Origin of the sequence: Cronobacter sp. EKM101R, assembly GCF_963888145.1 — a bacterium.
Taxonomy (GTDB): domain Bacteria; phylum Pseudomonadota; class Gammaproteobacteria; order Enterobacterales; family Enterobacteriaceae; genus Cronobacter; species Cronobacter turicensis.
In genome coordinates this window covers 434,589-455,250 of sequence record NZ_CAWPHW010000012.1, presented here as the reverse complement: position 1 = coordinate 455,250, position 20,662 = coordinate 434,589, and the positions used below count along the sequence as shown (strand labels likewise).

The 20,662-nt window shown below is 59.7% G+C and carries 21 protein-coding genes; 14 read left to right on the top strand and 7 right to left on the bottom strand.

Features of this window, described 5'->3' with window-relative positions:
• Positions 1-138: 138 nt before the first annotated feature.
• The 8 genes from AACV31_RS10660 to AACV31_RS10625 all read left to right on the top strand — a co-directional run bounded on the left by AACV31_RS10660 (position 139) and on the right by AACV31_RS10625 (position 7,883).
• The gene (locus AACV31_RS10660; RefSeq protein WP_165154026.1) at positions 139-840 is read left to right on the top strand and encodes a GntR family transcriptional regulator; all 702 of its coding nucleotides are present in this window, start codon (positions 139-141) and stop codon (positions 838-840) included.
• A 36-nt stretch (positions 841-876) separates the two neighbouring features.
• Positions 877-2,148, top strand: coding sequence for an urea ABC transporter substrate-binding protein (gene urtA, locus AACV31_RS10655; protein WP_007761357.1), 1,272 nt, complete (start codon positions 877-879; stop codon positions 2,146-2,148).
• Positions 2,149-2,384: 236 nt separating this feature from the next.
• A complete protein-coding gene (urtB, locus tag AACV31_RS10650; protein WP_165154024.1) occupies positions 2,385-3,950 on the top strand; it encodes an urea ABC transporter permease subunit UrtB in 1,566 nt (521 codons plus the stop codon).
• The gene (urtC, locus tag AACV31_RS10645; RefSeq protein WP_165154022.1) at positions 3,947-5,020 is read left to right on the top strand and encodes an urea ABC transporter permease subunit UrtC; all 1,074 of its coding nucleotides are present in this window, start codon (positions 3,947-3,949) and stop codon (positions 5,018-5,020) included. Before urtB ends, urtC begins: the two co-directional genes overlap by 4 nt.
• Positions 5,020-5,817 (top strand): urea ABC transporter ATP-binding protein UrtD, encoded by a 798-nt coding sequence (gene urtD, locus AACV31_RS10640; RefSeq protein ID WP_165154020.1) that lies wholly within the window; start codon positions 5,020-5,022, stop codon positions 5,815-5,817. Before urtC ends, urtD begins: the two co-directional genes overlap by 1 nt.
• 9 nt (positions 5,818-5,826) lie before the next feature.
• Positions 5,827-6,525: an urea ABC transporter ATP-binding subunit UrtE gene (gene urtE, locus AACV31_RS10635; protein ID WP_165154018.1), complete on the top strand. Its 699-nt coding sequence runs from the start codon at positions 5,827-5,829 to the stop codon at positions 6,523-6,525.
• Between the two features lie 149 nt (positions 6,526-6,674).
• On the top strand, positions 6,675-7,466 hold the full coding sequence (locus AACV31_RS10630) for a hypothetical protein (RefSeq protein WP_165154016.1): 792 nt from the start codon (positions 6,675-6,677) through the stop codon (positions 7,464-7,466).
• A 6-nt stretch (positions 7,467-7,472) separates the two neighbouring features.
• Positions 7,473-7,883, top strand: a complete 411-nt coding sequence (locus AACV31_RS10625; protein WP_185155276.1) for a hypothetical protein — start codon at positions 7,473-7,475, stop codon at positions 7,881-7,883.
• Between the two features lie 38 nt (positions 7,884-7,921).
• Here the strand turns inward: AACV31_RS10625 and ydeE are convergent, their stop codons facing one another.
• Positions 7,922-9,115, bottom strand: coding sequence for an efflux MFS transporter YdeE (ydeE, locus tag AACV31_RS10620; RefSeq protein WP_165154014.1), 1,194 nt, complete (start codon positions 9,113-9,115; stop codon positions 7,922-7,924).
• Positions 9,116-9,323: 208 nt separating this feature from the next.
• Here ydeE and eamA point away from each other — a divergent pair, with 208 nt between their 5' ends.
• A complete protein-coding gene (gene eamA / locus AACV31_RS10615; protein WP_007761335.1) occupies positions 9,324-10,220 on the top strand; it encodes an O-acetylserine/cysteine exporter in 897 nt (298 codons plus the stop codon).
• 25 nt (positions 10,221-10,245) lie between these two features.
• Here the strand turns inward: eamA and marB are convergent, their stop codons facing one another.
• The 4 genes from marB to AACV31_RS10595 form a co-directional block, all read right to left on the bottom strand.
• On the bottom strand, positions 10,246-10,458 hold the full coding sequence (gene marB / locus AACV31_RS10610) for a multiple antibiotic resistance protein MarB (protein WP_165154012.1): 213 nt from the start codon (positions 10,456-10,458) through the stop codon (positions 10,246-10,248).
• Between the two features lie 68 nt (positions 10,459-10,526).
• Positions 10,527-10,901: an MDR efflux pump AcrAB transcriptional activator MarA gene (gene marA, locus AACV31_RS10605; RefSeq protein ID WP_004384918.1), complete on the bottom strand. Its 375-nt coding sequence runs from the start codon at positions 10,899-10,901 to the stop codon at positions 10,527-10,529.
• 18 nt (positions 10,902-10,919) lie between these two features.
• On the bottom strand, positions 10,920-11,354 hold the full coding sequence (gene marR, locus AACV31_RS10600) for a multiple antibiotic resistance transcriptional regulator MarR (protein ID WP_032807371.1): 435 nt from the start codon (positions 11,352-11,354) through the stop codon (positions 10,920-10,922).
• A gap of 245 nt (positions 11,355-11,599) precedes the next feature.
• Positions 11,600-12,799 carry a sugar transporter gene (locus AACV31_RS10595; RefSeq protein ID WP_007761325.1) on the bottom strand — a complete coding sequence of 400 codons (1,200 nt, stop codon included), beginning with the start codon at positions 12,797-12,799 and terminating at the stop codon, positions 11,600-11,602.
• Between the two features lie 209 nt (positions 12,800-13,008).
• Here AACV31_RS10595 and AACV31_RS10590 point away from each other — a divergent pair, with 209 nt between their 5' ends.
• Positions 13,009-13,806, top strand: a complete 798-nt coding sequence (locus tag AACV31_RS10590) for a PhzF family phenazine biosynthesis protein (RefSeq protein WP_165154010.1) — start codon at positions 13,009-13,011, stop codon at positions 13,804-13,806.
• Between the two features lie 35 nt (positions 13,807-13,841).
• On the opposite strand, the gene AACV31_RS10585 is transcribed toward AACV31_RS10590, so the two are convergent.
• The gene (locus AACV31_RS10585; protein WP_007761316.1) at positions 13,842-14,786 is read right to left on the bottom strand and encodes an L-lactate dehydrogenase; all 945 of its coding nucleotides are present in this window, start codon (positions 14,784-14,786) and stop codon (positions 13,842-13,844) included.
• Between the two features lie 169 nt (positions 14,787-14,955).
• Between AACV31_RS10585 and AACV31_RS10580 the strand changes: the two genes are divergently transcribed.
• On the top strand, positions 14,956-15,432 hold the full coding sequence (locus AACV31_RS10580) for a GNAT family N-acetyltransferase (protein ID WP_165154008.1): 477 nt from the start codon (positions 14,956-14,958) through the stop codon (positions 15,430-15,432).
• On the opposite strand, the gene ptrR is transcribed toward AACV31_RS10580, so the two are convergent.
• Positions 15,389-16,264: a putrescine utilization regulator PtrR gene (gene ptrR / locus AACV31_RS10575; RefSeq protein WP_165154006.1), complete on the bottom strand. Its 876-nt coding sequence runs from the start codon at positions 16,262-16,264 to the stop codon at positions 15,389-15,391. The genes AACV31_RS10580 and ptrR overlap by 44 nt on opposite strands.
• 141 nt (positions 16,265-16,405) lie before the next feature.
• On the opposite strand from ptrR, the gene sad reads away from it, so the two are divergent.
• From sad to glsB, 3 genes are all read left to right on the top strand, one after another.
• Positions 16,406-17,794 (top strand): succinate-semialdehyde dehydrogenase, encoded by a 1,389-nt coding sequence (sad, locus tag AACV31_RS10570; RefSeq protein WP_165154004.1) that lies wholly within the window; start codon positions 16,406-16,408, stop codon positions 17,792-17,794.
• A gap of 296 nt (positions 17,795-18,090) precedes the next feature.
• Positions 18,091-19,680 carry a methyl-accepting chemotaxis protein gene (locus AACV31_RS10565; RefSeq protein WP_165154002.1) on the top strand — a complete coding sequence of 530 codons (1,590 nt, stop codon included), beginning with the start codon at positions 18,091-18,093 and terminating at the stop codon, positions 19,678-19,680.
• A 51-nt stretch (positions 19,681-19,731) separates the two neighbouring features.
• Positions 19,732-20,658: a glutaminase B gene (glsB, locus tag AACV31_RS10560; RefSeq protein WP_105538347.1), complete on the top strand. Its 927-nt coding sequence runs from the start codon at positions 19,732-19,734 to the stop codon at positions 20,656-20,658.
• Positions 20,659-20,662 lie beyond the last annotated feature (4 nt).

Sequence of the window (20,662 nt, the reverse complement as noted above, 5' to 3'; positions counted from 1 at the left end):
GCGGGCTTGTTATGCCTGGCGGCGGGTGCGCTGACGCTTACCCGCCAGTCAGACGGAACAATTGCTACGTAGGGCGGGTAAGCGAAGCGCACCCGCCACGTCAAACCGGGTAACGGAAAAACGCAACAAGGAGGCGCTATGCCATTCACCGCCCGACAACGCGAGGCGCCCCCGGAGGCGCAGGGCGATCGCATCTACCGGCTGATGAAACAGGAGATCTTCGATTTCCGGCTGCTGCCCGGCGATCGCTTCAGCGAAAACGACGTCGCCGCACGCATGGGCGCAAGCCGCACGCCGGTACGCCAGGCGCTGCACCGGCTTGAACAAGAAGGCTATCTCGACGTTCAGCCGCGTAGCGGCTGGCAGGTCCGGCAGATCGACTTCGACCACCTGGAGGCGCTCTACGATCTGCGCATTGTGCTGGAAACGGAAGCCGTCGCGCGGCTCTGCGCCTTGCCGGCGCACGTCACGCCGCTGCCGCTGTGCGAGCTGCGCGAATTCTGGATAGCGTCGCCGCCGCTTGCCGAAGGCGGCGATGTCGCGCCGCACGATGAGGCGTTTCACATGACGCTCGTCGGCACCGCGGGCAACCCTGAGATGGCGCGCGTGCATCGCGAGGTCACGGAAAAAATCCGCATTGTGCGACGCATGGATTTCACCCAGGCGTCACGCATCAGCGCGACCTACGCCGAGCACGGCCAGATCCTGCTCGCCATTTTTGAACGCAACCTGAAGGAGGCCAGGACCCGACTGCACGACCATATTGCCCAAAGCCAGAAAGAGGTTCGCAAGATTACGCTTCACGCCCTGCAACAGGCGCGGCGTGGAACGCCAGATTAACCGTACACACAGCATCCATTATCAGGAGTCACCCTTATGCATCGTCGTACTCTGTTAAAAGCTTTCGCCCTTTCCGCCTCGGTCATCAGCATGGGGTTCGCCTTCAGCGCCCAGGCCGCCGACACCATTAAAGTGGGCATCATGCACTCGCTCTCCGGCACGATGGCGATTTCCGAAACGCCGCTCAAAGACGTGGCGCTGATGACCATTGATGAGATCAACGCCAAAGGCGGCGTTCTCGGTAAAAAGCTGGAGCCGGTGGTGGTCGATCCGGCTTCCAACTGGCCGCTGTTCGCCGAGAAAGCCCGCCAGTTGCTGAGCCAGGATAAGGTCGCCGCCGTCTTTGGCTGCTGGACGTCGGTCTCGCGCAAATCCGTGCTGCCGGTCTTTGAAGAACTCAACGGGCTGCTCTTCTACCCGGTGCAGTACGAAGGCGAAGAGATGTCGCCGAACGTCTTCTATACGGGCGCCGCGCCCAATCAGCAGGCGATCCCGGCAGTGGAATATTTGATGAGCGAAGACGGCGGCGGCGCGAAGCGCTTCTTCCTGCTCGGCACCGATTATGTTTACCCGCGCACCACCAACAAAATCCTGCGCGCGTTCCTGCATGCTAAAGGCGTGCAGGACAAAGACATCGAAGAGGTCTACACCCCGTTTGGCTACAGCGACTACCAGACCATTGTCGCCAATATCAAGAAATTCTCCGCAGGCGGTAAAACCGCCGTCGTTTCCACCATTAACGGCGATTCCAACGTGCCGTTCTATAAAGAGCTGGCGAACCAGGGGCTGAAGGCGACCGACGTGCCGGTGGTGGCGTTCTCGGTGGGCGAAGAGGAACTGCGCGGTATCGATGCCAAACCGCTGGTGGGCAACCTGGCCGCATGGAACTACTTCGAGTCGGTCGATAACCCGGTGAACCAGAAATTCGTCGCGGATTACCGCGCTTACGCCAAAGCGCACAAGCTGCCGAACGCCGGTACGGTGGTCACCAACGATCCGATGGAAGCGACCTATGTCGGCATTCATATGTGGGCGCAGGCGGTAGAGAAGGCGGGCACGACGGATGTCGATAAAGTGCGCGCGGCGATGGCAGGGCAATCGTTCAAGGCGCCGTCCGGCTTTACGCTGACAATGGACAACACCAACCACCATCTGCATAAGCCGGTGATGATTGGCGAAATCGAGGGCAATGGTCAGTTCAACGTGGTGTGGCAGACCGAAGCGCCCGTGCGTGCGCAGCCGTGGAGCCCGTATATCGCCGGGAACGACAAAAAAGCCGATACGCCGGTGAAAACCGCCAGCAATTAAGGGGCGTTGAGCCAGGCGTGGTTCAGGTTGCGCGGTTGAACGGTTGAAACGGCGGGTGCGCAAGCTTACCCGCCCTACAAAACACGTTTATTCCTTGTAGGGCGGGTAAGCTTGCGCACCCGCCATAAATGCCGCCCGACACCGTTGCATGTTCTTTGTAGGGCGGGTAAGCGAAGCGCACCCGCAAAAATGCCGCCCGACACCACCGAGGCATAACGGTTGCAAAGGAGATACCCATGACATTATTCCGCTGGCTGATGATCGCCGCCTTGCTGACGCCGTGGCTCGCCCGCGCCGGTGACGCCGACGACTTCGCGGCCGCCAGCCGCAGCCAACAGGCGACGCTGCTGCAAACCTGGGCGACAGCCCCGGACGCCGCGCGTCTGCCGCTGCTGGTGGCGCTCGGCCAGGAAAATCTGGTCGTCGATACGCAAAAGCATCCGTTCGCACAGCGTCCCGATGGCCTGACCGCGCTCGGTCGCGCCGCCACGCCGGAAGGGGCGGTGAAACCGCTGCGGCTGACCAACCGCCTGCGCAATCTGGCCGCCGCGGCGCTGGCGACCCATCGTCTGGTGAGTGACAACGTCACGGAGCGCCTTGATGCCGCCCGGTCTTTACAGCGCGACGGCGACCCGCTCATGGCGCCATTACTGTCCCAGCGCCTGGCCGTCGAAAAAGAAGCTACCGTGCGCGAGGCACTCTCCACTGCGCTCGCCACGCTTCAGCTGACAAGCCCCGATGCCGCCGTGCGCCTGAACGCCGTCACGCGGCTTGGCGAATCCGGCGAGCCGCAAACGCGCGCGCGGCTGCAGCCTTTTACCGACGCCGCCAGCGAGCCTGACGCCCGCGTGCGTGAGGCCGCCACCGCCAGCGTTCGCGCCATTGACAGCCGCCTGAAGGTGGGTGAGCTGCTCGGCCAGGCGTTTATGGGGCTGTCGCTCGGCTCGATTCTGCTGCTGGCCGCGCTGGGGCTGGCGATTACCTATGGCCTGCTCGGCGTCATCAATATGGCTCACGGCGAAATGCTGATGCTTGGCGCTTACGCCACCTGGTGCGTGCAGAACGCGCTGGCGGCCTTCGCGCCGCAGTGGCTGGCGTTCTATCCGGTGTTAGCGCTGCCGGTAGCGTTTATGGTCACGGCCTGCGCGGGGATGACGCTTGAGCGCGCCATTATTCGCCATCTCTATGGCCGCCCGCTGGAGACGCTGCTCGCCACCTGGGGGATCAGTCTGATGCTTATCCAGCTGGTGCGCATGGCGTTTGGCGCGCAAAACGTCGAGGTGGCGAACCCGGCCTGGCTCTCCGGCGGCGTCCAGGTGCTGCCAAACCTGATCCTGCCGTGGAACCGTCTGGTGGTGATGGGCTTTGTGCTGCTGGTGCTGTTTTTTACCTGGCTTGTGCTGACTAAAACCCGGCTTGGCATGAACGTACGCGCGGTCACGCAGAACCGCGCGATGGCGGCCTGCTGCGGCGTACCGACCGGACGCGTCGATATGCTGGCCTTCGGACTCGGCTCTGGTATCGCGGGCCTCGGCGGCGTGGCGCTCTCCCAGCTTGGCAATGTCGGGCCGGAGCTCGGCCAGGGCTACATCATCGATTCCTTCTTAGTGGTGGTGCTGGGCGGCGTTGGACAGCTGGCGGGCAGCGTGGCGGCGGCGTTCGGTCTGGGTATTTTCAATAAACTCCTCGAACCGCAGGTCGGTGCGGTGCTTGGCAAAATCGCCATCCTGGTGATGGTTATCCTGTTTATCCAGAAACGCCCGCAGGGGTTGTTCGCACTCAAAGGGAGGGCCGTGGAATGACGCAGCCGATCGCCTTAACGCTGGTTCAAAAAGCGCCGCGCCTGAGCCGTATCGCAGGCGGGCTGGCGCTGGCGGCGCTCTTCGCGCTGCCGTTTCTCACGCTGTTACCCGCAAGCCACCCGCTGGCGGTCTCGACCTGGACGCTGACGCTGATGGGCAAAATCCTCTGCTACGCGATTGTCGCCGTGGCGCTGGATCTGGTCTGGGGCTACGCCGGGCTGCTGTCGCTCGGCCACGGGATTTTCTTCGCGCTCGGCGGCTACGCGATGGGCATGTACCTGATGCGCCAGGCGGCAGGCGACGGGCTGCCCGCGTTTATGTCGTTTCTCTCCTGGAGCGAGCTGCCGTGGTACTGGTGGGGCACCTCGAATTTTATCTGGGCGCTGCTGCTGGTGGTGCTGGTGCCGGGGCTGCTGGCGCTGGTCTTCGGCTTCTTTGCGTTCCGCTCGAAAATCAAGGGCGTCTATTTCTCCATCATTACCCAGGCGCTGACCTTCGCCGGGATGCTGCTCTTTTTTCGCAATGAAACCGGCTTTGGCGGCAACAACGGCTTTACCGGCTTTACCACGCTGCTCGGGTTTTCGCTCACCGCGACCGGCACCCGCATCGCGCTCTTTATCGCCACGCTCGGCTTGCTGCTGGCCTGCCTCGCCGTCGGGCTGTGGCTCGCGCGCAGCAAGTTTGGCCGGGTGCTGACGGCGGTGCGCGACGCCGAAAGCCGCCTGATGTTCTGCGGCTACGATCCGCGCGGCTTCAAGCTGCTGGTCTGGACGATTTCGGCCGTGATGTGCGGCCTTGCCGGCGCGCTCTATGTACCGCAGGTCGGCATCATTAACCCGGGCGAGATGTCGCCGACCAACTCCATCGAAGCCGCCATCTGGGTGGCGCTCGGCGGACGCGGCACGCTGGTGGGGCCGGTTTTCGGGGCGCTGCTGGTTAACGGGGCTAAAAGTCTCTTCACCGTGGTGATGCCGGAGTACTGGCAGCTCTTTTTAGGGCTGATATTTATCCTCATCACCCTGTTTTTGCCGCGCGGCGTGGCGGGGCTTCTGCGCAGAGGAGAGAAATAATGCACGCTACGGATACGCTCTATACCCGGCAGTATGAGACCGATCGCTTTCGCGCGCAGACCGATCCGGTGCTGCAACTGGAGAAAATCAACGTCAGTTTCGACGGCTTTCAGGCGCTCAACGATCTGACGCTCTCCACCGGCGTCGGCGAACTGCGCTGCATTATCGGCCCCAATGGCGCGGGCAAAACCACGCTGATGGATGTCATAACCGGCAAAACCCGGCCTCAGAGCGGGCGGGCGATTTACGATCAGCAAACCGACCTCACGCGTCTTGATCCGGTGGAGATCGCCCGGCGCGGCATCGGGCGCAAGTTCCAGAAGCCGACGGTGTTTGAGGCGCTGACGGTGTTTGAGAATCTGGAGCTGGCGCAAAAGGGCGATAAAACGGTACGCGGGACGCTGCGCGCGCGGCTGAACAGCGAGCAGGCGGACCGCATCGACGCGATGCTGGCGACGCTGCGCTTAGGGGCTGAGCGCCAGCGTCTGGCCGGTGCGCTCTCGCACGGCCAGAAGCAGTTTCTGGAAATCGGCATGCTGCTGGTGCAGGAGCCGCATCTGCTGCTGCTCGACGAGCCTGCGGCGGGCATGACCGACGCGGAAACCGACTATGCCGCCGAGCTGTTTCGCGCGCTGGCGGGCAAACATTCCCTGATGGTGGTGGAGCACGATATGGGCTTTGTGGAAACCATCGCCGACAAAGTGACGGTACTGCATCAGGGCCAGGTGCTGGCGGAAGGGTCGCTGGCGGACGTTCAGGCCAACGAGCAGGTGATCGACGTCTATCTCGGGCGTTAAGGAACAGCGATGTTAAACGTAAACGAACTGCATCAATACTACGGCGGCAGCCATATTCTGCGCGGCGTGTCGCTTGAGGCGCGCCCTGGCGAAGTGACCTGTCTGCTCGGGCGCAACGGCGTCGGCAAAAGCACGCTGCTGAAATGCCTGATGGGGCTGATCCCGGCGAAAACCGGTTCGGTGACCTGGCAGGGCGACGTCATCACCCGGTATAAACCGCACCAGCGCGTGGCGGCGGGCATCGCGTATGTGCCGCAGGGGCGCGAGATTTTCCCGCGACTGACGGTGGAGGAAAACCTGCTGATGGGGCTGTCGCGCTTTCGCGGCGCCGACGCCAGAAGCGTGCCCGAGGAGATCTACACGCTGTTTCCGGTGCTGAAATCGATGCGCCAGCGGCGTGGCGGCGATCTCTCCGGCGGGCAGCAACAGCAGCTCGCCATCGGGCGGGCGCTCGCCAGCCGTCCGCAGTTACTGATCCTCGACGAACCTACCGAGGGCATTCAGCCGTCGGTTATCAAAGAGATAGGCGCGGTTATCCAGGCGCTGGCCGCGCGCGGCGATATGACTATTCTGCTGGTGGAGCAGTTTTACGATTTCGCCGCCGGACTGGCGGATAACTATCTGGTGATGTCGCGCGGCGCTATCGTCCAGCGCGGTCTCGGCGCAGAGATGGAAGCTGACGGTGTGCGGGGGTTGGTGGCGATTTAATGGCGGTGATGAAAGGCTGGCGGGAGGCTGGCCTTTATTTTTAGATAACAGACACTGAGATAAATATTTTCCGATAAAAATAATAGATTTACTCATTGTGAGTATGACTGGCGTAAAGTGTTGAGATTGCCGCAACAAAAGGAATGGTCATGAAAAAATCTCAACACATTATCAATGGGCGAGCCTACGATTTCCAGACGGATAATGGCGAAACACATCTTGTCTACTATTCACATACCCGGCCAGTTACGGAAAATCACGTCGAAACAGTTTGCATCCCTTCCTGTAAAATTATCACACGATCTAACGGCGATATTTTGTTTGCGCTCGGCTTAAAAGATGGCGAAATGTTTGAGATACTTACAGCGAAATCACTATACGATCGCTATGCCTGGCAATGGTTTGAACCCCTGGCGGATAATTATCATCCGTTGATATATTTTAATCATGAGCAAGAAGTTCAGAACGCCTATAAGCATTTCAGCTGGCAGGATATCGTCGATTTCGCTGAAACAGATCGACCTTCATTATCATTCGCTTCGGGAATGCCGGGAGACTGGAAAGCCAGTGCGCAAGGTGCTGACGGATATCTTTTGGTACTCATTAATGGCTTACCGTATTGGGCTGACGCGGTCGGACAGATTCCTTATGCCGTCGACACCTATCGGGCTACGCATTCTGTGGAGCAAACGCTGGAGATCGCAAGGCGTTGGGCGGACGGAACGTTTACCAGTCGTTATGATGGCTCCAATACCTATGATAATTTCTTTGTCCTACGCGGCGCGCTTTATGCCAGTAAGCGATTCACTTATAACGTCTTGACTAACAATCAGGATTATCCTCGTGTGCGAGTATATGAAAATACTTTTCCTGTTAAAAGTGAGGTACTTGCTGAACCCATCGAAGAAGCAGATTTAAAGCGTTATAACAAGAAAGGATAAAAGATCATGGATAACGATTTCAGGCGATTCTTCTGTGAGATAATTTTCCGCCCCCTGATGGTACTCTTCTCAATGGTTTTCGTGCTCATACTGCACGAAGCGATCTATTACTCTTTTTATCAGGTATTTTACGGCGCTTATAGCGTTCGGGTAGCGGCTTCGCTTAATTTAGCCTTGTGGTATGGCATGTTCCCGGCATTTGTTGTAATGGATTTATTACCGCTTCACTTAATTAAGGGGCATTTCTTTCTGATGTTTTTAATACCGACGCTGCTTTTTGGTTTCGGTGGCTCAACACATTTCATGCTCTGCGTACTGTTAAGCTTTTACTGGCTTCTCGGCTGTGGGCTGATGCTTTTCATAAAGTATGTAGCCTATCGCAGAGTCACTGTATTACTAAAAATCTCTCCGTTTTAAAAAATGCGGGCGGCGTATTCCCCCGGCCCGCATTCCATTCACTCTGGCTGCATCACGCCGACGGTTTTAACGCGCATGCCTTTCACCATCATCAGATACGCCGTGGCGGCGAAGACCATGAGCGACGCGAACAGCGACCAGGAAGGCAGCGTGGTCAGTACAAAGCCGCTGTACATCGGGTTGAACGCCGCGCCCAGCCAGCCGAGCGACTGTACGGAAAAGTAGCCCGCTTTCAGGCCCGGCGGGGCGATGTTGTCGATCAGCATATATTCGCCAGGCGCGTAGATGATTTCGCCAAGCGTAAAGACCGCCGCCGCCGCGCCCCACATCCAGAGATTGGTGCCTGACATCAGGAAACCGCCGAGGCCGAGAATAAAGCAGACGGTGCCGAAGAGCATCAGGCGGCTTAAGTTCTCGGCGCGCAGTTTTCGGCCCACCAGATATTGCAGCGAAACCACAAGAACGGCGTTGACCGGCAGCACTACCGCGACAATCTGCTGCGCCAGCGCGCTGTCGGAGAAGGTCAGCACATATTGTGAGATGCAGATGGCAAAGGAACCTGCCACCAGTGAGCCGAGAAACGCCGATCCCGTAAACCACAGCAGACGCTGATCGCGCCACAGCAGCGAGAGCGGCGGCGGGCCTGCGGGCGAATCGGCCTGCTCATGGGCGGGTGCCACGCGCTGTACAAAAACGCTTATCACCATAAAGGTCATGCCGGAGGTCACCGCTGAGAGCCAGAACGGCATATTCAGGCCATACACCATCAGCAGCGTGCCGACCGGCGGGCCGACCGTCCAGCCGATATTCAGAAAGGTGTAGTTGAGCGAGAAAATACGCGCTTTGGCCGCCACGCCCAGCGTGTCGGCGAAATAACTCTTCAGAACGGTAGAAAACACGGAATACGCGCAGTTGATGATGGCGAAAAAGAGGATCACCAACAGGGCGTTATGCGCCAGCGGGATCGCCACAAAACCCGCCACAAACACCGCGATAGCGATGAGCATGTAGCGCTTTTTGTCGAAGCGGTCAGCGAGCACGCTGAACGCCAGGCTGAAAAAGACGCCTGCGGTCATGGCGCTGGTGAGCGCGACGCCGATTTCATCGACCGACATCGCGAAGCGTTTCGCGAGATAAATCGCCATAAACGGCAGCGTGGCGCCGCGGCCGATGGTCAGCATTAACGACGAGCCCAGCAGCGCGACGGTGGAACGCGTTTTCTTTGATAACATTTTCTTATCTTTTTTATGGGGTGAGCGGGAGCGAGCGCCTGATTCAGGTCTCTTTTACAGCAATAACACGCCATTTGGGCGCTGTACACCCTGCCAGGGGTTCAGAAGTGCTTTACTTTCCCCCCATAAATTAGTGATCTGTCTCTCACCGGAAGATTCCGGTATGGTGAAGCATTAACATAATTTTAATAAATAACAGGGGCAGGGGATGACGCGTAAAGACGGGCTGCTGGCACTACTGGTCGTGCTGGCCTGGGGGTTGAATTTCGTCGTAATCAAAGTCGGGTTACACGCCATGCCGCCGCTGTTGCTGGCAGGACTGCGTTTTTTGCTGGTCGCCTTTCCCGCGCTGTTATTTATTGCCCGCCCGAAAGTCCCGTTTCGCCTGCTGCTGGGCTACGGACTGACGATTAGCTTCGGGCAGTTCGCGTTTCTCTTCACCGCTATTAAGTTCGGGATGCCCGCGGGGCTCGCTTCGCTGGTGCTTCAGGCGCAGGCGTTTTTCACGATCGTGCTCGGCGTGTTTGCGTTTCGCGAACGTCTCCAGGCCAAACAGCTGACCGGCATTGCGCTCGCCATCGGCGGGATGCTGGTGCTGATTGAGGGCAGCCTTAACGGCCAGCATGTGGCGCTGACCGGCTTTATGTTGACGCTCGCCGCGGCGCTGAGCTGGGCCTGCGGCAATATCTTCAATAAAAAAATCATGCAACTGCCGACGCCGCCGGCGGTGATGTCGCTGGTGGTGTGGAGCGCGCTGATCCCGGTGCTGCCGTTTTTTGCGGCGAGCCTGATGTTCGACGGCGTGGATGCCGTGGTGCAGAGCCTGGTGAATATCGATAGCGTGACGGTGCTTTCACTGGTCTATCTGGCGTTTATCGCGACGATTTTGGGCTACGGCATCTGGGGGACGCTGCTTGGGCGTTACGAGACCTGGCGCGTGGCGCCGCTGTCGCTGCTGGTGCCGGTGGTAGGGCTTGCCAGCGCTGCGCTGCTGCTCGATGAGCGGCTTTCGGTGTTACAGATTATCGGCGCGCTGCTGGTGATGGCGGGGCTGTATATCAATGTGTTTGGCTGGCGGGTACGGCGGGCGGTGCGCAGCGCATGAAAAAACCGGGCTGAGCCCGGTTTTTTTAACGCGACTGGTTGTAGTACGGCACACCCAGCTCGTCTGATTTATCGCTGCCCGCGCTGCGATGGCTGAGATCCAGCGACTCGTGATGCTCAATCGGCACCATCATCGTGCTGTGGTCCCCGGCGCACGCGTCGGTTTTGGAGCTGCCTGCCAGCGCGTAGCCGGAGGTCAGCGCCAGCAACAGCGCTGCGGCGCACGTTATGGATTTCATCATATCCTCGGTTATCTCCCAAAGGAGAGGTGTAACGGCGGAGTGCCGCCGTCGGCGTTCTTTGCTGCTCAGTGATTCAGCGGATGAAGGTACTTGCCTTCGCCCGGCATCCGCGTCACGCGATATTTATGCGGCGGCACGGAGAAATAGTTCTTAAACGTGCGGGTCAGCGTCTGCTGGGATTCAAACCCATAGCGCTCGGCCAGATAAAGAATCGGTTCATCGCTCTCTTTGAGCTTGAGCGCAATCTCAGTCAGTTTCCGGTTGCGGATATACTGGCCCAGCGAGTGACCGGTCTCTTTTTTGAACATACGTTGCAGGTGCCATTTCGAGTAACCCGAACGCGCCGACACTTTCTCAAGAGAAAGGGGGGATTCCAGGTTATCTTCAATCCAGTCCAAAATGCTATGAATAGTAATGGCATCATTGTTGCGTCTGGACATCGTCTTACCTCTTTGCTGTTACGGCAGCACCCTTTTAAGCAGGTATTCGAGGGTCGCCACTTCGTCTGCCGTCAGGTTTTTTGTTAATTCTTGATGCAGGTTTTGTCCTACCAGCTGGTGGCCCTGTTCACACAGCGCCGCGCCTTCTTCCGTGAGCACAACCAGTACGCCCCGTTTATCATTCGGGTTGGGCAACCGCGCCACCCAGCCCTTGCACACCAGACGATCCAGCATGCGCGTCAGGGCGCCTAAATCCACTGAGAGCACTTTTTTCAGCTCCCCCGGCGTGATGCGGCCAGGACAGCGAATGGAACAGAGCACCTTAAACTGCGCCGCGGTGATATCGAGCGGGGCGAGGTACTCATTGAGCAGGCGATCCTTTTTCTGATTCACCAAATGAATCAGCCGTCCTAAAGGAATAATCTCGTTAAACAGATCGCTGTTATTTTCCAACATAGTTGCCCAGGCAAGTAGATTAGTCACGCGAGATATTATTGCCCAGGCAAACATAAGTCAACCGAATGATTTTTGAGATCACACGATCTGCTAAAACGCGTCAAAAATCCTTCGAAATCAAAAGGTAGGCGTTGTCTATCAGTGCGATAGCTGTCGCCTGTTAATGGCAGGAAGGTGTAATGCAGCGCAGGCAAAACCGGTAAAAAGAGGTAAAAACGCCGCCTGAAAAGGCGGCGTTAAGGTTAACCGTGGTGCGGCTGCTCCTCCGGGAGCTGAACCGGCCAGCGCCGGAAAATCACAATCGCCCAGACAAACGCGGCGAGCGCCGGGATAGCGCCCATATAACCGATGGAAGACATAGAAAGCTGCAGGCTCACCTGATTGCCCACCAGCGCGCCCGCGCCGATACCGATGTTAAAGATGCCGGAGAAAAGCGACATCGCGACATCGGTGGCGTCCGGCGCCAGCGCCAGCACTTTCACCTGCATCCCAAGGCCGATAAGCATAATCGCGATGCCCCAGAAGGCACAGAGAACCGTCAGGTTAACAGCGCTGTGCGACGCCGGCAGCAACAGCAGCAGGCAGATAACCAGCACGCCGATGGCGCTGCTGATAAGCCCGGACGCGTGCAGGTTGCCGAGCTTGCCGAAAATCACGCTGCCGATAATCCCGGCGGTGCCGAGCACCAGCAGCAGGAAGGTGGCGAAGTTTTCACTCATGCCCGCGACGTTCTGCACAAACGGCTCAATATAGCTATAAGCGGTGAAGTGCGCGGTCACCACCACGGCGGTCAGCACGTAAATGCACAGCAAGGCCGGGCGGCGGAACAGCGCCGGCAGGCTCGCGAGCGAGCCGGAGTGTTCGCTCGGGATTTTCGGCAGCAGTTTCACCAGGCAGGCGAGCGTAATCAGCGCGCCGATGCCAATGGCGAAAAACGTGGTGCGCCAGCCGAAATATTGCCCGACGATGCGCCCGATAGGGAGACCGAGTACGGACGCCAGCGCGGTGCCGGTCGCAATCAGGCTCAGCGCCTGGGCGCGTTTGCCAGGCGGCGCCAGGCGAATGGCCAGCGAGGCGGTAATCGACCAGAAAATCGCATGGGCGAAGGCGATGCCGATACGGCTAATCACCAGCACCTCAAAGCTCCACGCCATAAAGGACAGCATGTGGCTGGCGACGAAGACGACAAACAGCGCAATCAGGAGCTTGCGGCGCTCCACCTGGCTTGTCAGCAGCATAAACGGCAGCGACATCAGCGCCACCACCCAGGCGTAGATGGTCAGCATGATGCCCGCCTGCGCGGATTCCATATGGAAACTCGCGGCGATATCGGAGAGCAGACCCACCGGCACAAACTCGGTGGTATTAAAAATAAATGCCGCGACCGCAAGCGTAACTACCCGCAGCCACGCCGTTTTGCGAGAGACTGTATTCATCGTCATAAAAAAGATTCGCGCTGGTCAGAAGTGAATAAGAAGCAAGCGATCTTAAAACGTTCGCCTGTCGGGATACAACTATTTTGTGACGCAAATCTCATTTTTACGCCCTTTGTGAAACAGGCGAAACGGCAGCAAAGCAAATGTCGTCACGGTTTTCAGCACGCGTGATAGTCTGAAAAAAAGAGGCCACAGAGAACAGGGCGGAAATAACAATGCAACCAATTGATTTTTATCTGGTGGACGCGTTTGCTGAGAAAACCTACGGCGGCAATGCGGCGGCGGTCTGTCCGTTAAGCGAATGGCTGCCGGATGAGACGCTGCTTTCGATGGCGCAGCAGCATAACCAGTCGGAGACCGCCTTTTTCGTGCGCACCGACGACGGTTTCGAACTGCGCTGGTTTACCACGCGCTATGAAATCAACCTCTGCGGCCACGCCACGATTGCCGCCGCGCATGTGATTTTCGAGCATCTCGATTACCCGCACAGCGAAATCCGTTTCTCGACGCGCTTTGTCGGGGAGGTGTCCGTTACGCGCAGCGGCGACTGGCTGACGCTGAACTTCCCGGCGTGGCAGGCGCAGCCGGTGGAGGCGCCCGCGCTGCTGCTGAGCGCGCTGGGGATTGACGCCGCGGTGTCGGTCGCGCTTTTCCGCGACTATCTGGTGGAACTCCCAACCCAGGCGCAGGTGGAGGCGCTGACGCCGGATATCCAGGCGCTGCTGCCGCTCGGCAAGCAGGTTTGCGTGACCGCGCCCGGCACGCCTGGCGGCCCGTATGATTTCGTCAGCCGCTTTTTCTGCCCCGGCGAAAGCGTGGCGGAAGATCCGGTGACCGGCTCGGCGCACAGTATGCTGATCCCGTTCTGGGGCGCAAAGCTTGGCAAAACGTCAATGATGGCGCGCCAGGTGTCGGCGCGGGGCGGCGATTTACGCTGTGAATGGCAGGGCGATCGCGTGCTGATTGGCGGGCAGGCGGTCACCTATCTTATCGGCCAGGTATTGCTGCGCTGATGATTCGGCGCCCGTTGCGGGCGCCATTATTATTTTCAGGGCAGGCGGGCGATGTTCGCTTTAATCACCGCCACGGAATGCTGAAATTTGGCCTGCTCTTCGCCTTCCAGTTGCAGTTCAATAATTTGCTGCACACCGTTTTGCGCCAGCACCGCCGGGACGCCAATGGCCACATTGTCTACGCCATATTCGCCATCAAGAATGCACGATACCGCCAGCGCCCGGTGGCTGCCAGTGAAGATATTGCGGCAGATCTCCGCGATAGTGCCCGCGATACCATATTCCGTACAGCCTTTACGGGCGTAAATTTCAAAGCCCAGTTTGCGCACTCTGTCGGCGAGCGCCGCGGTGTCGAGCGGCTTACCCGTTTTGCGCTCATAAACCTGCGCCACCGGCGAGCCATACACCGAGGAGTGCGACCAGACCGGGAACTGGGTGTCGCCATGTTCGCCCAGAATAAAGGCGTCGATGCTTTGCGGGCCGATCTCCAGCGCTTCCGCCAGCGTGCGGCGCAGGCGGGTGGTGTCGAGCCAGACGCCGGTGCCGATCACCTGATTGCGCGGCAGGCCGGAGAGTTTCCATACCTGCCAGGTGATGATATCGCACGGGTTAGTCGCCACGAGGAAAATGCCGTTAAAGCCGCCCGCCATCATCTGCGGAACAATCTGGCCGACGATGCGCGCGGTATTGGTCAGCTCGTCCAGCCGCGTCTGGCCCGGTTTCAGCGCGCCGCCGGAGACAGTTATCACCGCGATATCGACATCCGCGCACTCCTTTGCCTGGCGGGTGGAGATGGTAATCATCCCCGGCATATACGCGGCGGCGTCGCGCAGATCCTGACAGTGTCCTTCAACGCGCGCGGCGTCGAGATCCACCAGAATCAGCTCCTCGCCGATATTCTGGTTCAGCAGGGCCCAGGCGGCGGCGGTGCCGACGTTGCCCGCGCCGATAATCATCACTTTTCGTGCTCTGTTATTCATGGCGTCATTCCTTGTTAACCCATTTCGCCGCACAGAGTACCTGCACAACCCGGTGCCGGGAAATCCCCTTTGCGTATTAAAGGGCATATCATAAGACAATCCTCTGACAACCCGGTTGCATGCGCGGCGCGCAGCCGGTAAAGCTAGTAAAAAACACGGAGGAGCCGCTATGTACCCGATATCCATCGAAACGCCAGGCAGCGCAGAAAGCCGGGCGCTGATCGCCGCGCTGGACGCTTACCAGAGCACGCTGTATCCCGCAGAAAGTAACCATCTGGTGGACCTCGCCGGACTCCCGGATGACGCCATGATTTTTATGGTGATCCGCCATCAGGACGTGGCCGTCGGTTGCGGGGCGGTCATGCTGACCGGCGACGGCTGCGGGGAAATCAAACGGGTGTATATTGATGAGCGCCACCGCGGGCAGCGGCTGGGCGAAAAACTGATGGCGGCGCTGGAAGCCGCCGCGCAGTCACGCGGTTGCCACACGTTGCAGCTGGAAACCGGCATTCACCAGCAGGCGGCGGTGAAACTTTATGAGCGCTGCGGCTATACGCAGACCGGGCCGTTTGCGCCTTACCAGCCCGATCCGCTGAGCCTGTTTATGCAAAAGCGGGTGCCGGACACGGCGGCAGCAGTGCTGTAAAAGCCTCAATCTGGCGGGTTTTCGCGCCGCGCCGCCAGATAAGCCAGGTATCAATGTAGCGCCATTTATCGGCCAGCGGCCACGCCTGCACCTGATGGCTGCCCGGCATACTCTCCAGCATGCTGCGCGGGATCATCGCCACACCCGCCCCGGCCACCACGCACGCCAGCATACCGTGGTAAGACTCCATCTCGTGGATCTTGCCCGGCATCGCCTGGTCCTCTTTAAACCAGCTCTCGAAATGCCGCCGGTAGGAGCAGTTCGCGCGAAAGGCGTAAATGCTGGCGCCGTTGATCTCCTGCGCGCGCGTCACGGTCGGATGATTCGCGTGCGCCACCAGCATCATCTCTTCCTGGTAGACCGGCATCCCTTCCAGATTCGGATGCAGGACCGGACCGTCGACAAACGCCGCGCTGAGTTCGCCCGCCAGCACGCCGTCAATCATGGTGCCTGACGGGCCGGTCGCCAGATCGAACTGAATTTTCGGGTAGCGCTGGTTAAAGGTAGCGAGCACGGCGGGGATGCGCACCGCCGCGGTGCTCTCAAGCGATCCGAGTGAGAAAATCCCCTGCGGCTCGTCGCCGGAGACCACTTCGCGCGCCTCCTGCACCAGCGCCAGAATACGTTTGCTGTAGGCGAGAAAACTGTGCCCGGCGGGCGCAAGCCTGAGGCGCTGGTTCTCACGGATAAACAGATCCACGCCTAAATCGTCTTCGAGCTGGCGGATGCGGGTGGTCAGGTTTGACGGCACCCGGTGGACACGCTGGGCGGCGGCCGTGATGCTGCCGGTTTCGGCCACGGCGTTAAACATCTCAAGCTGGGTTAAATCCATCGCATTCTCTCCGGGTGAATGGAATCGTCATTATTATTCACTTTTCAGAAATACCAGAGCAGGCCAGGCTATGGCAATAGCGTTGACGATGTGCTGTGAAAAATCGTCGCCCATAACCACTCATAAGAGAGAGGCCCATTGATGAGCATTTCCCCTGCAACCCATGCGATTTCCGTAAACCCGGCCACCGGCGAAACCCTGGCGGCATACCCGCTGGCGAGCGCTGAAGAGGTTGAACTGTCGATAACCCGCGTAAGCCAAGGCTTTCGCCGCTGGCGCGCCGCCAGTATGGATGAGCGCGCGCAGACGCTGCGTAAGATCGGTGACGCGCTGCGCGCGCGCAGTGAAGCGCTGGCGCAGATGATCACCGCCGAAATGGGTAAACCTATTCTTCAGGCGCGCGGCGAAGTGGCGAAATCCGCCGCGCTGTGCGACTGGTATGCCGAACACGGCCCGGCGATGCTCGCGACAGAACCGACCCAGGTGGAAAACCAGCAGGCCGTGATTGAATACCGCCCGCTCGGGCCAATCCTCGCCGTAATGCCGTGGAACTTCCCGCTGTGGCAGGTGATGCGCGGCGCGGTGCCCATTCTGCTCGCAGGCAACACCTATCTGCTCAAACACGCGCCGAACGTGATGGGCTGCGCGCTGCTGATTAATGAGATTTTTGAAGAGGCGGGCGTGCCGGATGGCGTGTTCGAGGTCATTAACGCGACCAACGACGGCGTCAGCCAGGCGATTAACGATCCGCGTATCGCCGCCGTCACCGTCACCGGCAGCGTGCGCGCGGGTGCCGCTATCGGCGCGCAGGCGGGCGCAGCGCTGAAAAAATGCGTGCTGGAGCTGGGCGGCTCCGATCCCTTTATCGTGCTGGCGGACGCCGATCTCGACGAGGCCGTGAAAGCGGCGGTGGCCGGACGCTACCAGAACACCGGACAAGTCTGCGCCGCCTCCAAGCGTTTTATCGTCGAAGCCAGCATCGCCGATGCCTTTAGCGAAAAATTCGTCGCCGCCGCGCAGCAGCTGAAAATGGGGGCGCCTACTGACGAATCCACTTTCCTCGGCCCGATGGCGCGCTACGATCTGCGCGACGAGCTGCATGGGCAGGTGACGGCGACGCTCAGCGAAGGCGCGACGCTGCTGCTGGGCGGTGAGAAGGTAGCCGGTGCGGCGAATTACTACGCGCCGACAGTGCTGGGCAACGTGACGCGCGAGATGACCGCGTTTCGCCAGGAGCTGTTCGGGCCGGTGGCGACTATCAGCGTGGCGCGAGACGCCGAACAGGCGCTGGAGCTGGCGAACGAGAGCGAATTTGGTCTGTGCGCCACGGTCTGGACCGCCGATGACGACCGCGCCAATGATTTCGCGGCGCGTCTGGAGTGCGGCGGCGTCTTTATTAACGGCTACTGCGCGAGCGACGCCCGCGTGGCGTTCGGCGGCGTGAAGAAGAGCGGTTTTGGCCGCGAATTGTCGCACTTTGGCCTGCATGAGTTCTGCAACATCCAGACCGTCTGGAAAAACCGTCGCTAAACGCTACGGCGAATAAAAGCGTTATCCCGCACGGCGCGTAGTGGGTCAGTCTGATCGGCGGGTGCGCTTTGCTTACCCACCCTACGAGTGCTTACCCACCTACGGGGCAGTGGTTCCGTCTGCCTGGCGGTGCGCTTTGCTTACCCGCCCTACGGGGCAGTGGTTCCGTCTGCCTGGCGGGAGCGCTTCACTTACTCAGGGGCCGCCTGCGCGGCCCTTTGTCATATCCGTGACATGGTTCTGTCATTTTTGCTTTGTAGACTCGCGGTGGTTTTCGCTGTTTAACGAAGAAAAACATGAACCTAACTAAAATTTACCGCGCCATCCGGCGCGTCGTACCGCGCACTCGCTTCGGGCTGATGGCCGGTATTCTGTGTGTTATTACGCTTTTTTCCGCACTGCAAATTCTCTCAACGGTAATGCTCTCGTCACTCCTTGGCGACACGCAACAGCAGGTCCAGCACCGCGAGGCGCAACGTCAGCAACAGTCGGCGATGGATGACGCTCGCGTTACGCTCCTGATGGCAAGCGATTTGCTGAACCGCGCAGGCATCTACTTTATGCAGGATAAAGAAACCGGCTCGGTGGGGAGCTGGAACAGCCTGATGGATGAGGCGCAGGCCGCGCTGAAACGTTCCCATACCGCGTTTGAGCGCTACAACACGCTTAACCCTGCAAAAGACGATCCGCTGAAAGCGAGCTACCAGAATTTCTACGGCGCGCTGAAAGAGCAGGCGGACGGGCTGGTCACCACCAATAGCATTGACGCCTTTTTCGCGGTGCCGGTGCAGGCGTTCCAGGCCGATTTTAACGACAACTTCGCCCGCTACCAGAGCGCGAATGCGCAGCGTGCGGATCGCGACAGCCGCACGCTGCTGGGTGGGCTGGAGCAGGCGCAACGGCTCTTTATCATGGCGCTTGGCGTACTGCTGATTATCGCGCTGCTGGTGTGGCGCAGTATGGCCGTCTGGGTTATCCGCCCGCTCACGCGGCTTATCGCGCATATCAACCGGCTGGCGGCGGGCGATCTCTGCGCGCCGCTGCCCGCGGGCAGGCTGGTGAACCGGGAGATGGCTGAACTGAGCCAGAGCATCGGCCAGATGCAGGGCGGGCTGCAACAGCTGGTCAACGAGGTGCGCGAGGCGACGTCTGCAATTGTCGCGAATATCGGCGAGCTGGCCGTGGGCAACGAGCAGCTTTTCAGCCATTCGGCGCTGCAGGCGGAGGAGCTGCGCAAAGTGACCGCGCATATTGAAACGCTCGAAGCGCATGTGGAAGAGAACAGCGAATATGCCCGCGTGGCGAACGCCCGCGCCGATGAAGCGCGCGGTATTGCCGCCGGCGGCGATGAAATGATGCAGACGGTGAACCACTCGATGCAGGATATTGTGTCGCGCTCCTCCGAAATGCGCGGGATCGTGGCGATGATCGACAGCGTCGCCTTCCAGACCAATATTCTCGCGCTGAACGCCGCCATTGAAGCGGCGCACGCCGGGAATCACGGACGCGGTTTCGCCGTGGTGGCGAAAGAGGTCGGGCTGCTGGCGCGTAAGAGCAGCCATTCGACCCAGACCATTCAGGAGCTCATCCATCACTCTTTACAGGGTATCGAGAAGGGTTCGGAGGCGGTGTCGAAGCTCGAAGAAAATCTGGGGCGGGTGATGGCGCTGGTCAGTCATCTGACGGGCCTGCTCGGGGAGATCGCCGTGGCGACCATGAATCAGGGCGACAGCATTCATCAGGTGACGCAGCGCATCGGCGCGCTCAACCAGGTGGCGGGGGAAACCGGATCGCTGGTGCAGCACACCACGCACGCGTCGCTGCGCCTGCGCGATGAGTCGCGTCGCCTCACGGATGCCGTCTCGCGCTTTCGTCTCCCTGCCTGAGATTGCTATACTCCCGGCCCGAACGATCGTCCTTCGCGCCGGGAGTCTCTGGTGACCCACACGCTTAATAACGAATTACTGGCTTCAATTCTTGAACAGGTGCGCCCGCTCGCGGTACAGGGCAAGGTGGCTGACTATATTCCGGCGCTGGCCGATGTGCCCGCCGACCGGCTTGGCATCGCCGTCTGCACCGTGGCGGGCGACTGCTTCAGCGCAGGCGACGCCGACGAGCGCTTCTCCATTCAGTCGATCTCTAAAGTCCTGAGCCTGGTCCTCGCCATGGGCCGCTATGACGATCGCGAGATCTGGGAGCGGGTAGGGAAAGACCCCTCCGGGCAGCCCTTTAACTCGCTGGTGCAGCTGGAGCTGGAGCAGGGCAAACCGCGCAACCCGTTTATTAACGCGGGCGCGCTGGTGGTCTGCGATATGCTGCAAAGCCGTCTCAGCGCCCCGAAACAGCGGATGCTGGAAGTGGTGCGCAGCCTTTGCGGCGCGCCGGATATCACCTACGACACCGCCGTGGCGCGCTCTGAGTTTGAACACTCGGCCCGTAACGCCGCCATCGCGTATCTGATGAAATCCTTCGGCAATTTCCATAACGATGTCATCACGGTGCTGCAAAACTATTTTCACTACTGCGCGCTGAAGATGAGCTGCGCGGAGCTGGCGCGCGCCTTTCTGTTTCTGGCGAATCAGGGACGGGCGCCGCATCTCGATACGCCGGTGATAAGCCCGGTGCAGGCCCGTCAGGTTAATGCGCTGATGGCGACGAGCGGGATGTATGAAAGCTCCGGCGAATTTGCCTGGCGCGTGGGGATGCCGGGGAAATCGGGCGTCGGCGGGGGGATTATCGCCGTGGTGCCGCATGAGATGTCTATCGCGGTCTGGAGTCCGGCGCTCGATCACGCCGGAAATTCACTGGCAGGCATCGCGGCGCTGGAAATTCTTGCGCGCGAGATTGGCCGTTCAATTTTCTGAGGAG